A 16,408-nucleotide genomic window follows, 5' to 3' on the forward strand; every position below is an offset into this window, starting at 1 on the left:
CCGTAAAAGAGCGATTGACCGTAAGCGGTAATTGCTTTTAGCTTGTCCATCCTAATAAGTGAGGTGTCTGATCATGAAACATTTTGCTGCACGTTCAATATCCGTTTTGCTGGCAGCGGCGCTGCTTGTCGGCGGCAGCCTGCTGTCTGCCGGAAGATCTTATGCGGATTCGGCCCCGCAGGAACAAACTGCTGTTATTACGATCGACAAATCGGTTCAGTATCAGCAAATCGAAGGCTTCGGCGGCTTCGGCGGGAACAAGCCGGGCTGGGAGCCCGGCCCTTATTATGACAGCGGCTTCCTGGATCGGATCGTGGACGACCTGGGTCTTACGATTCTCAGGGACGAGGTTCCGTCGAATTTCGAGCAGGAAAAAGGAAACTGGAATATCGACGGCGCCCTGCCGGCGAATTCCTGCCAATCCCAGACCTCTGCACTCAATGTGCATATCGATTACTTGAAAGCGCTTAAACAAAAGTCGGAAGCTTCCGGAGAGCCTCTGAAGATTATTGCGAGCGTATGGAGCCCGCCTTACTGGATGAAATATGTGAAATGCATTTTCGGCGAGGATACGAGCTGGAACAAACTTATTATGAGCGAAATTCCCTCCGGCGAGAACCCGAACGATTATAAGGAAGAATATGCAAAATGGCTAATCGAATATATCAAGGTGATGAAAGAGCAGGCCGGCGTCGACATCTACGCCCTCAGTATCGCCAACGAGCCCGCCTTTGGCCAGCCATATCAGTCGGCAGTCTATACACCTGACGAGCTGGCGCGCGTGATGAAGTATGTGGGCCAGCGGTTCGAGCAGGAAGGCATCCGGACGAAGCTGTTCGGTCCGGAGGACGTACAGACAACGGACCGGATCATCTCCTATATGAATGCGATCGGAGCCGATGAGGAAACCCGGAACCTGACGGATATCTTCGCCGTTCACGGCTACGGGGCTGACGGCATAAGCGCCCCCAACGCCAATATTGACAATTGGAAGCAGCTGAGTGAAGCTGCCGGCGCGTACAATAAGCCGTTATGGATGACGGAAACCTCCGGCTATACGCCGGACTGGAGCGGCGCCATGGCGCTTGCAAAGTCAATTAATCTGGCCTTGAAGCATGGAAAGACGAGCGCCTGGGTCTTCTGGTCACTCGCCGAGCATACTCCTTCCGAATTCAGCCTGATTTCCGATGCGGGGCCTAATCCGACTTACTATGCGTCCAAGCAGTATTACCGGTACATCAGGCCCGGCGCCGTGCAGGTGGACAGTCAATCGAGCGACCCGGAGCTGCTTGTCTCCTCGTTCACCCACCGTCAGCAGAAAACATTGACAACCGTCCTGGTCAACACGGGAAGCACCGCTAAAACGGTCGTCATGCAGGTATACGGCGGCAGTATCCCTGCAGAATATTCTGTTATCCGCTCCTCCGAGAGCGAACAGGCGCTGCAGCTCGGGAACGTAGCCGCAACGGATACGCTGACTGTTCCGGCGCAATCTGTCGTTACGCTGGTCGGTGCAGCAGCGGATGAGGATGCTCCGGTGCTTCCGGCCATTCGCACCCAGCCGGTGTCTGTAACGGCCGGTGAAGGCGGAACCGCCGCATTCACCGTTGACGCGACAGGCACTCCGGATCTGCAGTTCCAGTGGCAGCGGGACGGACAGGATCTTCCAAACGAGACGGGCCGCCGGCTGTTTATCAAGTCTGTCTCTGCACAGACAATCGGGACCTATACAGTAAAGATCACAAGCCCTTACGGATCGGTAACAAGCGATCCCGCTGTGCTGAGCTTGGCCGGCTTCACGGGCATTCCGATCGCGGAAACGCAGCAGGCGCCTACGATTGACGGCTCAGCCGACCCGGTTTGGGACAGCGCTCAGGAGGTTCCTCTTGCCAGGAATGTCATCGGGACGCCCTCCTCGCCCGCGGAATTTTCCGGTACGGTAAAGACCATGTGGGACGATGTGAACTTATATTATTTGTATCAGATTATGGACAGCACTACCGATAACCCGAATGATACAGTAGAAGCCTTCCTTGATATGGACAACTCGAAGAGCCAGGTCTACGGGGCGGACGATTACCAATACGCCTTCAAACGCGACGGTACGGCGCTGAATGAATACAAGCACAACGCTATCACCGGAGCCGTGTACAAAACGGCCGAGATCCCGGGCGGCTATACGGTGGAAGCCAGCATCCCCTGGTCCACCCTTGGCATAACGCCTGCGGCAAATGCCTTTATCGGTGCGGATGCCGCATCCGACAACGATTTGGGCGGAGGCAGCCGATACAAGATTGCTTACAACACAACGAACAACGATATATGGCTGAACCCTTCCTACATGGGCGTCGCCAAGCTGATGGACGCAGCCGCGCCAGCTGCGGAAACGAAGCTGTCTATCGATAATTCCAGCGTTTACGTCCAAACGGGAGATACCGTCGAAGTTACACTGGGAGCCAAATCCGCCGGTGATTTATATGGCTTCGACGTTGCGCTGAGCTTCGATCCGGGTGCCTTCGAGCTGGTGGATGCCTCCTTGAGCGATCAATTCGGCGTAAACGGCGATGATGCGTATTTCGCTTCCCGGCCGGTCGACGGCGGCGTGCGGATGATTGGAACGCTGCTCGGTGCAGGCGAAGGAAAATCCGGCGATTTGTCCCTGATGAAGGTCAGGCTGAAAGCAAAAGCCGCCGGGCCAGTCAATGTATCGGCCGGAGCATCGGCGCAATGGTCCGACCGGACAGGAGGGGTCCATGCCTTCGTTATTAACGATACGGTATTGACCGCCATGACGCTTCAATCGCTTTCTTCCGCAGACCTGCTGGATGAAGGCCAATCCGTGGATCTGGTCGTCGGCGCAGCCAATGCCGATGATCTCTACGGATTCGATTCCACGCTGCAATATGACGCGGGCAAATTCGAGTTTATCGATGCACAGGTAAGCGAGGAATTTGCCGGACCGGATCAGAATGTATTTTTCGTCAGCGATCCCGCTGACGGCAAGATCCGCCTGATCGGCACATTGAAGGGCGACACCCCTGGCCGTACAGCCGACCAGCTGCCCCTTGTAAATATTCGCCTGAAAGCAAAGGCGTCCGGCAGCTTCGATCTTGCCATCAAAGAAGGCGCGACGTGGACAAACAGCGATTCCGCACTCCTGCCTTTCCAATCGGTGGGCGCTGTTCATCTCGTGGTAGCCAACGCTGACGTATCCCTTCCCGCAGGCATCGGTATCAACGACTTGTCCGCCGTAGCAAAAGCATTCGGCAAGTCACAGGGCGACAGCGGCTATAACGCGAAGCTGGATATGAACAAAGACGGTATTATCGATATCACCGATATTGCCTATGTGGCCAATCACCTGCTGGGCAGTATGTAGCCGAGTCGTCAAATTCCAGACAATATCCCGGGTGGAGGCAGTCAGCCGCATCGCTGAACCCATCCGGGCTTCTCACGTCCCACATACGAAAAATGGGGGTAACATCGATGAAATCAATCGCATCGTTTTGCCTGCTTGTCGCACTGTTCATTTCAGCCGCACTCCACATGCCTCGGCGGCACCAGGCCAAGCCTACGAAGGTGCCTGTAAAACCAAGCTTCCCCTGGTACTCATCCGACAGCTGGCCCAGATCAAGCACAGGACCCACCTTCGTCCATTCCCTGCCGTCCTTGGAGCAGCTGAATTGAACCCGGTCAAATTCGATGTTTATCCGGAGATAGCACCGTTCCTACCCCTCTGCATTTACGACAGCCTCTGCAGGTTCGTCATAGCGCCCTTGCTCGGATACGATCAACGCAATATGCTTGCCTCTTTCCTCATCGCGACTGATCCGCAGATAGAAATGATCCGCATCGTCGTAATAGAGCACAAGCCCTGCCATTTGATCAAAATGCTCGGGTTCGAATTCGACGCAGGTCTCCGCCTCCCCTATGAAATGCTGCAGTCTTCTGGCAGCCATGCTTTGCCTGAACAAGGAATAAAGCGACTCTCTGCCATATAGACGAAGAAAACCCGGCCGCTCCTCCAGACTAAGCCAGGATGAATCCGCAGGAACGCGAAGGGTATGATAGTGCATCCCGAGATCCTTCTCGTCAAAATGATCGGTCTCGGGAAGCTCCGGGGAACGGGTGGGGAGGAAGAACAGGTGCATGAACCGTTAATTGGGGAAGTCTGCTTCCTCCGTCCATTCGCAACCACCCGTCTTGCGTCCATAGCATCTTCTGAAGTCCCGTCTCCCTGCCGAGCGGACACAGCCTGCGGCCGGGAAGGGCACGCGCGCAAATATAAGACATATACCATTCCCCGTTCTGCGTCTCGACAATCGCGCCATGCCCGGCTTTTTGCAGCGGGTAATCCGGCTCATCAACCGTGGTGATGATCGGATATTCGGGATCGTATTTATAAGGACCTTCGATATGTCGGGATCTTGCCAGGGTGGCGGCATGATTCCATCCTGTTCCTCCCTCAGCGAGCAGCAGGTAATACCAGCCATTAAGCTTGAACAGAAACGGACCTTCCGTGACTGTGCGGGACTCGACTTTCATGACGCTGGGCCTCATGTCAAAAGTGCGGTTATCCAAAATGCTCACACTGATTACAAGAACAATCGCCGCGATTTACGCGACTTTTTTAAAGAAAATTATTTCCCAACCCAATCTTAATGTCGATAATGCCGGTTCCGGTATTCTGATTGAACAGGAGGCTCAAGCGCAGCATGCCTCGTCTCAAGACCAATCGATCGTCAGCGTCTCCCGCCCTGCAATTACGACTGCTTGCTGCCTGTCCAACAGGTCGACCCGCAGCGGAGCGGCTTCGGCGCGTTTCGGGTAGAGAACCGCTGCGAAGCCGTCGTTCGCTCTCGCCGTCGCACGTATATATTCCATCAGGCAGGCGTCCCCGTCCCCTGAGTCGAAAAACGGAGTCGAGCGCCCTTTTTCCAGCCGGAGACCGCTTAGCGGCGTCAAGAACAGTGTCTCCAAATCGACGCCACAGTTTCCTTCCGAATAGACGCGGCTGCCGTCAACGGCGGAACGCCTGGCCGCTACCGGCAGGCTGAACAGTACCTCGCCGTCGAACTCTTCCACGGAATCCCGAATGAAATAAAGATTCGCCCGCCTGTAGTGCCGCACATGACGAATATGCCGGCCGCTTCCCTCCGCGTTCCCGATTTCGATTGTAATCGTCCGGATATCTCCCTCGATGGCGCACTCGATCACTCTGCTGGTACGCGGCACATCGACCCATCCCCGTTCGAGGCTGTAGGTTCCCGCGGACAAATTGATTGGGCCTGTACCGCTCTTTTCAATACCCTTTTGCCTCGTGGAAAATTGCAGGCAAGCATGGGAATACGAACTGAGGTGCCAGCTGGTGCTGCTGTCGAAATAGCCTTCGATGCCCGAGTCCATGACAATTGGGACGGCATCCTTGTAAATAATGAACGAGCCTTGATCGAGATGTCCATGGCCGATCGGCTCCGGGCTCGACATGATGGCAAAGTAGCTATGCTCAGGAGTGCCGAAGCCGTCTCGGAATATATAAATGCCGGCGTTTGTCAAATCGTTCACAGAGCCCAGCTCAAGCGGACTATCCGGAACGTAAGTGGAGCCTTTTCCAAGCACATTTTCCAATACGACGGCTTCGCCCCAAAGCTTCTTCGCCGGCATGCCGGCAAGCTTCCACGTATGAAACATCCGGTCAGCCAGCTGCTTGTCGATTTGCTCGATATCGCCTAAATACGCGGCGTAGCTGCCGAACTCCGCGCCGCCGCCGAGTGCATGATCGCCGAACGGCGGCGTCCCGATGCGCCCGCCGAAATAGCTGCAGCCCGGCGTCTGCGTTCGCAGGCTGAAGCCGAACATGCCTGCAAGTGGTGTATTTGCAAACCAATTGTCGCCCATGCCATGGGACGTTACTTTGGCGTAGCCGGCAAACCGTTCAAGTGCCGCATGATGGTAACGAATCGATTCCGGCCAGGAGCAATCCGGATTAATATTCTGAGTGAGCTGAGCATGCAGTACGGCATGTGCGTTATAAAGCCATGCTTTGCGATTTGGAAAATCGTCCAGCACAAGCATCATATACGCCGCTCCCGCGCACATGTCGGTCTGCCAGTTGCTGCAGCCGTGCCCGGCGCCCTCAGCCGTCAGTTCGGTACGGTCACGAAGATCGAGCATATATCGCAGCAAGTAACCGACCATGTCGTACAGTTGCCGCTTCTCCTCACCGGAGAACAAGCTCGCATCCTTAATAAGGGAATACGTCACAGCCGCGCTGCATAGCAGGCGTCCGCCCTGAACGGCGCCATAGGAATCGCTCCCCTGGGGCCGCAGGTTGGTGACAAGCCAATGCTCCGCACCTTGGCAAAAGTCGTTCAGCGTATACAACAGCGCTTGCTTCGCTTTAAGGGCGTACGTCCGCTCCGCCATGAATGCGTAACGGATGGCGTCGCACTGCATTGTCAGTTGGAAGCAGCCGTTACCCAGCGACGATTTACGGTTGAACATGTAGTTGAACCGGTCGACCTCACGACCCGCCTCGTCCAGAAAGACAATGACCGTCCGCATGCCCGTCTTCAGCTTGCCGTCGAGCTTGGCCGCGAAGGTCAGCGTGCAGCCGGTCCCGCCTTTGACGGCGAATTCCTCTCCGTAAGTCCACGCGCCTTCGTCTTTACGTGAAGGATTACATAAATAGAGCGAACGGCACGGGATTCCATCCTTGCGCAGCGCAGCCACCTGCGATGACGGATTGGCTCCATCAATGCCGTACCGGTCTCCGCCGCCGCAGAACGGATAGATATCCTCCCATTTCATTACCGGGTTGCCCTTGCGAACTTCCGGCTTCCAATGCAGCGGCTGTTCGATTCCTTCGTCAAACCCGCCGTTAAGTATGTCAAGCTTCTCTCCGCTGGCAGTAAGAACGGCCAAATCGTCAATCCATACATGGCCGAGACCATCCTCCTCGTTCTCCTCCGACGGGAGGATGAACGACAAGATTGCCTTCACCGCCTTCTCCGGGACGGTAAAATTGACGATTTTGTCTGTCGAGCTCCAGACATAGAAATGACGGTTGATTTCTTCGTAATCCGCCTCTTCCTTCGCGATCAGTTCAGCGGCTTTCTCAATATAGGCTAAATCGTAGCGTTCCGCGATACGCATGATCTCATCAGCCCGCTGCCTAAGCCATTCGTCCTTCGCGGAGCTATCTCTCGCCTCCCGCATACCGTCCTTCGTCATATACAGCGTCGACTCCGGATCGGTATCCGTTCGCATCACCCTAGAGAAACGGAAGTCTCTTATCCGGTTGAAGCACTCGACAATGGCGCGGGCCAACCTGTCTCCACCGTCGCTAGCATTCCTCGCCGCCTTCAAGCGCCCGACGGAGCTGACGAGCCTCTCTCTGGCGGCAGCATCGTATTCACCGATTCCGCTGCCGATCGCGGCTGCGCCGAGAATTTCCCCTGCTTTGGAGATAGCCAGACCAGCCTTGTCCGCAAGCCCGTGATGGCCTTCCCGCCTTACATCCTGTGACTCGAACCATTCAAGCGAAGGCTCCAAACCGTATTCATGGTATACGCATCCGTCTTCGTTGTAGGATGGTGCCATCGTGAAGCGGCGCGTCGCAAACAGAATCGCTTCTTCCTCCCGCGGCCACATAAATTCACGGTTTCGGACAAACGGAACCTTGTCCCCAGCTTCCAGAGCCGCTTCCGCCGCCTCGACCATATCGGTCAAGGCAAGCTTCGCTCCATCCGTATAATAATCTCCCTGTGTCTCCAGCAGCGACATCGCTTTACCGATTAATTCTTCCAAATGTGCGGCCGGCGTCTGCTTCTTCATTGTTGTGTCCCTCCCTGCATGATGTCCTCTTCCCTGGAAGCGATCGATGCGCCGATCACGCTCCCGTTCAATTCTGCCCATTCGTGCGCGCCGAAACGATTACTACTTGTTGATCGCCGTCTCTTCGCGGAGCAGACGGCCTTCCCTATATTCTGCGTAACGGATTGACGGGTCGTCCTGGCCGATACGGTTCACCGTAATGATTTGCATCCGGCCATCCTTCAGCCGCACGCGGACCGTATTTTCATCCTCCGCTTCGACGGCGTCAATCGCGGACTCTTTCTCGTACGGCTCTACGACCGTAATAAACCGTCCGACGATGCCGCTTGTCCGTACCCCGTACGTAACTCGCCGCTGAGATTCGTCACCGGGAAACGCGTCCGCCCCAATCAGGCCGACGAAGCGAACCGCATCCAACCCGCTCAGATCGGCTGTGATGACACCTTCCCGTTCGTGATCGACGGGACTCGCTGGTATCGCGTTCGGATATTCGTTCCCGACAATGGTGACGCGGCCTCCCTCGTAATCTTTGCCGAAGCCGAAGCCCCGGTCGGTGTTTGTGTATGTCAAAGGCAATTCGCTTAACAAATGCCTACTCCCGTCCGCCGCGACGAAATATGCCTCGCCCAAGAATAGCGCCTGCTTCGTTCGCTGTGGATAGTTCTGCTCGTTGAAGACGGGGCCGTTCATCACCCGCAGCACCAACGTCTTAGCGCCACGCAGTTCGATATCGCAGCGGCCCTCGCCAAGCAGCCATGCCCCGAAATCGCCCTCCGCACGTAATTCCCCGTCCACCTCGACTTTATAGATCAACGGCACGGCGATGTCGTGGCATTCCGCCGCCCGACCGATTACCTGCATGGATTCACGTGGCCAGGCGGTATGCACGTCCATTTTCAGCAAACCCGGTTCGTTATGGTTGCTCCGGTTGCCCCGCTGGTCCTCACCCTCCCCGAATATCGTCTCGAACTTTGCAACGCTCGTGCCGCTCATCTCATACCAGCGGCAATCGGTAATGAAGCGCGCGTCGGAGAGCGGGTTTTCCGTCCACTGGCTCGTGTGCCCGAGCTGCTCGGCCCTGTCTGCGGCAAGTTCCTTAAAACCTTTAATCTGGAACAGACTGTCGTATTGGTGCTCCGTCTCTCCCTGCATGTAATCGAACAGGACGAGATAATCGTCCGTCACGCCCATGACGCGAATTTGCCGGATCGGCTCGGTAGAGCCGGATAGCTCGCCGTAAGCCGGTGCGTCGGGACCTGCCGGCCAGCCCTCCCCATTCCCCAGCTCCGGCAGCGAGCAGGCGTTCATCGCGCTCCGCTCCCGCAGCGTCTCGCCGTCGCGGTAGATCATCCCACCATAGGGGGGATAGGCCCACTTTGAATTTGTCTCAATCGCGACTGCCTGGATTGCCTGTCCGCCATAGAACAGCTTCCTCCTCGAATCGCTTGGCATCTGCATTTTCTCGTCAACGACGACCATGTTCTTGGTCATGGAATTTTGCACGTAAAACTTGTACATGAAATGCCCGTAGCCCCACCATACGTGTTCGGGATTATAGAAGCTGCGGCCGTAGCGCATGATAGACAGCAGGCCCGTCCGGTCGTAGTGGCCGTGCGCGTAGCCATGCGAGCCGTAGCGTAGGACGGCCTGAATCTGCTCGCTACGCTCCCGTCCAGGAGCCCTGCTCCTCAGCATCGCTACGCCGACATTGTCCGAATAGGCATTATTCGCCCCGTGAGACGATTCGAATTGGGGCAGCTCCGCGAGCCCAAAGATTGGATCTGCCTCTCCGCTCCGTTCAATGACTGGGATATACTCGGGGTCTTTGTAATAGCGATAGGCCAGGTCGAAGGTAGAGCCGAAATGGACGCCTTCAAGCTTTTTCTCGTCCGAATCACTGATGCCGAACAGTACCCCTCTGTCGTCCAGAAACGGAAGCGTCGCGTCGAACAGATCCTTTATGCATATATAGTTTTTTGTATTCCCTCCCCATCGTTTATTGACCATTCCGAACCGTATCTTCGGCTCCGAGCCGAGATACGTGCTGTGCACTTCTTCGCCCCACGGCATCGGGAAATGTGTATGCAATAGATTGATGCCAAATGGCAGCAGTGCATGTGCGGTGTGGATGTACATGGACGATACCCAAATGTTGTAGCCCACCGAACATTCATGCCACCATCCGTCATTAAAAAGGCCGTATGTCAGCTGGTCTATCGAACCCATTGTGCCGAAGACGAAGCGCTCCGCCCGCTCGAAATCTTGCAGGGCTAGCGCGCAATAGAGTGCGCCTGTTATTTCGGACAGCAGCCAGTTGGAGATATGGCCTCTCTGAAGGTGATGGTCCAGAATATCCATATAAATGCGGAAACATTTTTCGATTCCCAGATGATCTTCAGGCGTCAGCACGCCTGCATCGCAAATGATGTCGTATGGGATGGCAAGATGCTGGAAAAAGTGCCCCTCCTGGACGTAACTTTGACTGCAGCCTTTTTTCTTCTTCGGGTAGTCGTCGATGAAATAGCGAAAAAAACAGGCCACTTTCTCGGCGTAACGCACGTCATTCGTAAGCGCGTAGGCGTAAGCGACCGACATGATGTTCGTCTCCTCGCGCGTCTCGTAGCAGTAATCCCTGTCGGATACGGGCGGCCCGACAACCCAGGCATCGGCCGTAGCGATAATACGCTGGTAGACGGGATGGAATTTCGGAAGGGAGTCGATCTTCGCTCTCGTCTCCCGCCACTGCTCTTCGTTATGGTAAATATAAGGGTGTTTGAGCCGGCGCAGCGTCTTGAATTCAATCTCCAAGGAGCCCGCTCCGTCACCGTCTGCGACGAAGCGCAGCGCTGTCTTCTCGTGGCCGCCCGGTACCATGCCGTCATGTACAATGACCTCGGCTGCAACCTCCTGGCAGCCGTATGGCTCCAGCACGAAGCGTGACGGCGTAATGGAAGCGATGAGCGATTCCCAGCCACGGGCGATCTGCTTGACGGAGACGGCTGTCTTGCGATTCTGGCAGTTATACACCTTAAACGTATATAGGACCTTCTCGCCCGGGTCGCCCGATTTACCGAGAACGGCCGTATTCACGAACAGCCGCTCTCCCCGCTTCAGGCTGGCCGCTATTAGTCTGGCGCAGCCTTGCAGCTCGAAGCGCTTCAAGAACCGCCATATATTCCCCTTGCACGTTTCGATGTCGAAGTCGTCCAGCTTCACGAATACCTCGTGCTGTCCCCGTCCAGACAGAAAAACGGTCGCTTCCGCCGAGCGGTTGTCCATGAAATCCGCGCGCACCGTCACTTCCGTCTCGACCTCGCAGGTCTCCATCTCAAGCCGCAGCCCAAACCAACCCATCGCATCGAGGGCCGAATCGTTCCCGCGCTCGAAGCCGATCGGATACCAGCCAACGGCTCCCACCGGCGCCGGAAATTCCAGCTTCACACCATTCTCAAGCACGTAGCCGCCATCGGTCCAACGGCCGGATGCGTTCCAGTCTTTTAACAAGTCGATACTCGTTACAACGTCCATTTTTTCTCCATCCCATCATTTCATTTGTCCTTGTTCTGAACAGCGGCATCCCAAAGAACACGCTGTCCAGCGTTCCTCGGGATGCCCGATTTTGCTTTACCGTTCTCAGCCCTTGCCGGCGACGCGGAAGGAAATTGATTTGGCGCGCTCGACTCCGCCCGCTTCGTCAACCGAGCCGTACCAGACCGTGTACGCTCCGTTGCGGACGAAGGAGACCGGCTCGCTATATACCTGCCACGTCTGGCCTCCGTCGAAACTGTAGCGCGTCTGTTTGATCTCGAGCCTGGAAGCTGTCGTCAGCTTCAGCTTGACCCCTTGCTTGTAGACATCGCTGCTTCCCCGCGGTCGGGCGGACAGCTCCGCTGTCGTGACCGGAGGTGCTGCAGGATACAGCAGGTTCCACCGGCTGTAATCGTTCGTCACCGCATCGACGTTAGCATTCAGCTCGTTCGTGACTGCGTCCATGCCGACGTACTTGCCGGTCAGTACCGACCGGATATTACCTCTGCTGCCGTTGTCGATATATGCGAACGTTTCGGCGGGCCCGACCGTCTCGGCGTCCGCGGTCAACGTCCCGTCCGCCCCGACGGTCAGGTAGCGGCCGGTCTGAAGCGACCGGAAGGCGAACTGCTCGGCTTTCCCCATATATTCCATCGCAAATAGTGCGGCCGGGTCCAACGTATTCGCGCCCACCCGCACTGGCACCAGATCGTCCGTTGCGGTGACATAGCTTGTATCCGACACGTGAAGCTCCTGATAAACATTTTGGAGTGTGACGGTTTCGTGTGTGCCCCACTCTCCGAGCTTGGGATCTGTGTCTTTGTCGAACAGCAAGCCGCCGAACGGCAGCCAATCATAGTTAAACATGTCGATCGGGTTACGGGCGATCACCTGCTCCGTATAGGAAAGCATGGATGCGGGTACGCCAGCGTCGTTTTTGTAAAAGTTATAGATTTGGTGGTAAATCGGGCTGAAGCGTCCCCTGGAAATCGAGGAAATGTTCAGGCCCGGTATCCACGAGTAGCCCTTCCCCATATCCTCGAGCGTATAGCCGATGCCGGGAATCGGCGTATACGGGACGTCGCCCCCAAGATTGTATTTGGCCGTATATTCAACTCCCTTCAGCAGTCGGTACGATTTGTCGGGGTAGGCGTACATATCGCCGCCTCCCGGCTGCGCGTGGCGCTGCGTCCAGCCGATTTCGGCCGCCATTGCAAGAAGTCCAAGACCGAGCTGAGTATGCCCCTGATCGCGGCCGCTCTCCTGCACCTGGCCCTCACCGTTTTGGATATAGTGCATAATGCTCCCGTTGCCTTCACCGTTCTTGTAATACTCGACAGCTTCGTTGTAGATGTCTTCGTTGCCGCTCCATATGCCGAAGCAAAGGTTGAAGACGATATCGGCCGCGTCCCAGTTCCCGTTCGCCCATCCCCCGTTGACCTGACCGTACGTAGAGGTAAGAGGATAAAACACGTCCGCCATCATCAACGTAAACTTGTCAATGCGCTCCTGCGGCCAGCCGGCGTCCGTGTAACGGATAATTTCCGCCGCGTTCAGCAACTTGTAGCCATTCAGACTCGCTGCAAGCTGGGCATCGTGGCCCTCAATCGCGGTCAAATGTTCGGCCCACCCGTCCAGAATGGCAATCGCCTTGTCAGCGTAAGCGCGGTTGCCCGTCGCCACCCATTCCACAGCCAGAATGAACGCTGCTGAGGAGGCGTTCTGCAGGTCGGCATTGCCGTCGTTGCTCGGTGCGTTCCGATAAACGACCGTTGGAAACTTCGGCACAAAGCCGAGCTGCGCCAGTGGACTGGACTGCATCATATTCCACTCGACAAGAGCAGAAGATAGGCCGGAGGCGACGCCGCTCCTTAATTGCTCCAAATCAGACTTGGTAAAAAGCATCCCGGGATGAAGAAAGTTCTTATCCGCGAAAGCCTTCTGCGGACCAGCGGCGTGACCCGCCCCCGCTGGAAGCAGCGCGAGCAGCAGGCAGGCCGCGGTTAGAATGGCGGCGATTTTACCTATCGTTGTATTGGCGTTCATCGTATCCCCTCCGTGTCATGGTATTGTATGGTATGGGGCCAAGCCTGGTCCGATCGGCCCCGACTCCTCTTTATTCCACTTTAATTTCCACAACCTTGGTAATCGTATAATTGCCGAAGTCGTATGCGACTGCTACTTGGTAGATACCTTGGTCTCTTTCCGCCGTCGCCCATTCAAACAAACCGTTCGCGAATGTATAGCGTCCTTCCGGCACGTTCGTGCCTGAGCTGCCAACATGCCGTCTGTATGTGGGCAATTTCTTCTGTGGCATCATTCAGCCCCTCGTCATCGTTTTTTCTGCTTGGCTTGTTCATGCAGCCGGCCTCGTGCGTTTGCTGCGCGAGACCGGCGTTTTTTGCAGAGTATCGTCTATTTGCCGCCGTTATCGAGATAAGTTTGTACCTGCTTCTGCAGCTCGGCGCGGATTTTGTCCAAGCTTAGTGATTTAAGCTCGCCGTTCAGCTTGGTCGATTCCGCCTCCCAGTCCTTAATCTGCCCTGCCTTTAGCAGTTGGACAAATGACTCCGTCTTCGAACTCATATTGGCGAAATCTGTCTTGACGTTACTGCTGTCAAAGGTAAAGCTGCCAAGGATGGCGTTATAATACGTATCCGCTTTGGCCGAATATTCGAAATACTTTTTGGATGTTTCGTCCAGATCGCTGCTTAATCGGATCATCATCGGGTTCCAGGTAAACTCGTATCCTGGAAATGTATAGTTTTTCGACTCATCGAGCAGCTTGACCTGATTGTCGCCGACAGCCTCCCAATGCTTGCCGGGAATGCCGTATTCGAACAGATCGTGGTTGTCCTTGCTGCTGAACAGCCAGTCAAAAAATTTCATCGTCCTGTCGATGTTCTTGGACGTAGTCGGGATGGCGATCGAATTGTTCGCCTTGTAGTTAGTGCTGATGCTGTGAGGCTGCATATCGCGAATGCCCTGACGCAGCACGAAGAATTCGAGGTCGGACCCCGGAAGTGTGTCCTGCAGCTTTTTCCTGTCGGCGGCGAACGAGCTTATTGTACCGTAATAGGAAGCGGCCTTGCCGGACATAAAGTACGCTTTGTTATCCTTCTGGCTGATAACGTCCTTCTCGAGATATTTGCTCCATTCTGCCCACTTGTCGAATTGCGGGAAGGCGGTCTTCATCAAATTGTACGGCTCCGGCAGCTTGGCCCACTCGGACGCCGGGTCGCCCATGACGACGATATCCTGCACCGTCTTCAGGTCGTCCGACAGATGGACCATGAACGGGATGCCGTTAATAAGTACCTGGCGCACCGTAGGCAGATCCTTGTTTTCGCCGGCCCATATTTCCTGGAATCCTCCGTTGCCCTGCACTGCAAGCGGCGTTACTCCCCGCCCTTGAGCAAGGACGGAATCGTAAAATTTCTGTAATTCCTCATAGCTTCCGATTGGTTGTTGAAATCCGTATTTTTCACGAAGGTCCTTACGGATGTAAACAACGGGAATGTCGTAGAAGTACTGTGTAAATGGGATCGTATACAGATGTCCGTTCCGCTTATTGGCTTCGACGTATTCCGGGGAAAATGCCGCCTTCAGGCCGGGATATTCATCGTTGTTGAAATACTTGTCAAGCTCAGCATATGCACCTTGCGGTATCAGCTCCTTCAGATTCATGAACTCGGCGTCGAAGACAAAGTCCGTTTCCTCCCCTGCGGCCATCATCAGCTTAACTTTCTGCTTGTGGTCACTAGTCGGATTCCACTGAATGTTTAGTTTGGTATTCAGTGAATCCTTCGTCCTCTTATCAAACTCATCCAATACCGCCTGCATATCCTGCGGTTGGTCGCCGAATAGCATACCCTTAAGCGTCACGGCTTTCGGTGCATCCGATTCGGCAGGTCCGTTCGTTGCAGACTGTTGCTCATTCCCGTTTTCGGCACCGTTATTGCCGCAAGCCGCCGTGCCCAGTAGCGCCGCTGCCATCATCAGCACAGCCATCATTCGTTTTCCCTTCATTCTTTTCCTCCTAAAAGTTTTTTGCGTTGCTTCCCGGATCACTGCATCGCGAGCAAAAAACTCGCTTCGGAAGCACACACCAAGTTTTTTCTGCAATCTATACTAAACCGCCTGGGCGGACTTAGCCTTTAACGGCTCCTACCATAAGGCCCTTGACGAAATACTTCTGCAGGAACGGATACAAAAAAATGATCGGACCGATCGTCACGATCGTTGTCGCAAGCCGGACTGTGACGGCGGGAGGTATAAAGTTCGGAATATTGACATCCGAGGCCAACTGGTTGACGTAGTCCAGATTGTTCATGATCCGCTGGATTAAATACTGAAGCGGAAACATATGCGGATCGTTGATGTACAGCATCGCATTGAACCAATTATTCCAGTAGCTCAGCGCATAGAACAAGCCGATCGTGGCCAGTGCCGGCAGCGAAACCGGCAGAATGATGCGAAAAAGGATGTACGCGTCGTTGGCGCCGTCGATCTTGGCCGATTCCGCCAAAGACTCGTCAATCGTGGCGAAAAAATTCCGCAGAAGGAACATGTTCCAGGCACTGAGCATGCTCGGGACGATTAGGACCCATATGGAATCCTTCATATCCAGATATTTGGATATCAGCAGGTACGAGGCGACGAGCCCCCCGTGGAACAGCATCGTGAAATAAACATAAAACGCAATTGCATTACGATATTTGACGCTTTTGACGGAGATGGCATAAGCGAGAGCGCTGGTGAACAGCATCGACAGGACTGTTCCGCACAACGTGACGAATATCGTAACGCCGTAGGCTCTGTAAATCGTATTGTCCTGGAAGATCAGCTTATAGGCCTGCAGGCTGAACTGCCTGGGAAAGAACGTGTAGCCACCGCGCAAAATTTCCGCCTCCGAGGCAAGCGAGCTGGTCACGACTGCGACGAATGGGACGAGACAGTAAATCGAGAACAAGGCGATCAGCGCATAAAATATACTTTTGATCAGCTTGTCCGTGAAGCTTTCCCTGATCATGGGCACTCTCCT

At 55.2% G+C, this 16,408-nt stretch carries 8 protein-coding genes and 1 pseudogene; 1 reads left to right on the forward strand and 8 read right to left on the reverse strand.

Annotated elements, in window-relative coordinates; genetic code table 11:
- Positions 1–73 precede the first annotated feature (73 nt).
- Positions 74–3,379, forward strand: coding sequence for a sugar-binding protein (locus AC0YNV_RS37020; protein WP_475772555.1), 3,306 nt, complete (start codon positions 74–76; stop codon positions 3,377–3,379).
- On the opposite strand, the pseudogene AC0YNV_RS37025 reads toward AC0YNV_RS37020, so the two are convergent.
- The 8 genes and pseudogenes from AC0YNV_RS37025 to AC0YNV_RS37060 form a co-directional block, all read right to left on the reverse strand.
- A pseudogene (locus AC0YNV_RS37025) lies at positions 3,333–4,151 on the reverse strand (beta-xylosidase family glycoside hydrolase). The gene AC0YNV_RS37020 and the pseudogene AC0YNV_RS37025 overlap by 47 nt on opposite strands.
- Positions 4,093–4,545, reverse strand: coding sequence for a family 43 glycosylhydrolase (locus AC0YNV_RS37030; protein ID WP_475772556.1), 453 nt, complete (start codon positions 4,543–4,545; stop codon positions 4,093–4,095). The pseudogene AC0YNV_RS37025 and the gene AC0YNV_RS37030 overlap by 59 nt, the downstream one beginning before the upstream one ends.
- A gap of 180 nt (positions 4,546–4,725) precedes the next feature.
- Positions 4,726–7,836, reverse strand: coding sequence for a heparinase II/III domain-containing protein (locus AC0YNV_RS37035; protein ID WP_475772557.1), 3,111 nt, complete (start codon positions 7,834–7,836; stop codon positions 4,726–4,728).
- Between the two features lie 102 nt (positions 7,837–7,938).
- The gene (locus tag AC0YNV_RS37040; RefSeq protein ID WP_475772558.1) at positions 7,939–11,364 is read right to left on the reverse strand and encodes a hypothetical protein; all 3,426 of its coding nucleotides are present in this window, start codon (positions 11,362–11,364) and stop codon (positions 7,939–7,941) included.
- Positions 11,365–11,469: 105 nt separating this feature from the next.
- Complete coding sequence (locus tag AC0YNV_RS37045; RefSeq protein WP_475772559.1) at positions 11,470–13,410, reverse strand: alginate lyase family protein; 1,941 nt, start codon at positions 13,408–13,410, stop codon at positions 11,470–11,472.
- Between the two features lie 70 nt (positions 13,411–13,480).
- Positions 13,481–13,684 (reverse strand): hypothetical protein, encoded by a 204-nt coding sequence (locus tag AC0YNV_RS37050; protein ID WP_475772560.1) that lies wholly within the window; start codon positions 13,682–13,684, stop codon positions 13,481–13,483.
- Positions 13,685–13,779: 95 nt separating this feature from the next.
- Complete coding sequence (locus AC0YNV_RS37055; protein ID WP_475772561.1) at positions 13,780–15,393, reverse strand: ABC transporter substrate-binding protein; 1,614 nt, start codon at positions 15,391–15,393, stop codon at positions 13,780–13,782.
- A 121-nt stretch (positions 15,394–15,514) separates the two neighbouring features.
- Positions 15,515–16,396 (reverse strand): carbohydrate ABC transporter permease, encoded by an 882-nt coding sequence (locus tag AC0YNV_RS37060; protein WP_475772562.1) that lies wholly within the window; start codon positions 16,394–16,396, stop codon positions 15,515–15,517.
- Positions 16,397–16,408 lie beyond the last annotated feature (12 nt).

The sequence above is a fragment of the Paenibacillus sp. JT31N11 genome (assembly GCF_056269285.1).

Coding starts and splice junctions, on each gene's coding strand:
- AC0YNV_RS37045 (WP_475772559.1), bottom strand. CDS start 13,410: ATGAACGCCAATACAACGATAGGTAAAATCGCCGCCATTCTAACCGCG.
- AC0YNV_RS37040 (WP_475772558.1), bottom strand. CDS start 11,364: ATGGACGTTGTAACGAGTATCGACTTGTTAAAAGACTGGAACGCATCC.
- AC0YNV_RS37055 (WP_475772561.1), bottom strand. CDS start 15,393: ATGAAGGGAAAACGAATGATGGCTGTGCTGATGATGGCAGCGGCGCTA.
- AC0YNV_RS37035 (WP_475772557.1), bottom strand. CDS start 7,836: ATGAAGAAGCAGACGCCGGCCGCACATTTGGAAGAATTAATCGGTAAA.
- AC0YNV_RS37030 (WP_475772556.1), bottom strand. CDS start 4,545: ATGAAAGTCGAGTCCCGCACAGTCACGGAAGGTCCGTTTCTGTTCAAG.
- AC0YNV_RS37060 (WP_475772562.1), bottom strand. CDS start 16,396: ATGATCAGGGAAAGCTTCACGGACAAGCTGATCAAAAGTATATTTTAT.
- AC0YNV_RS37020 (WP_475772555.1), top strand. CDS start 74: ATGAAACATTTTGCTGCACGTTCAATATCCGTTTTGCTGGCAGCGGCG.
- AC0YNV_RS37050 (WP_475772560.1), bottom strand. CDS start 13,684: ATGATGCCACAGAAGAAATTGCCCACATACAGACGGCATGTTGGCAGC.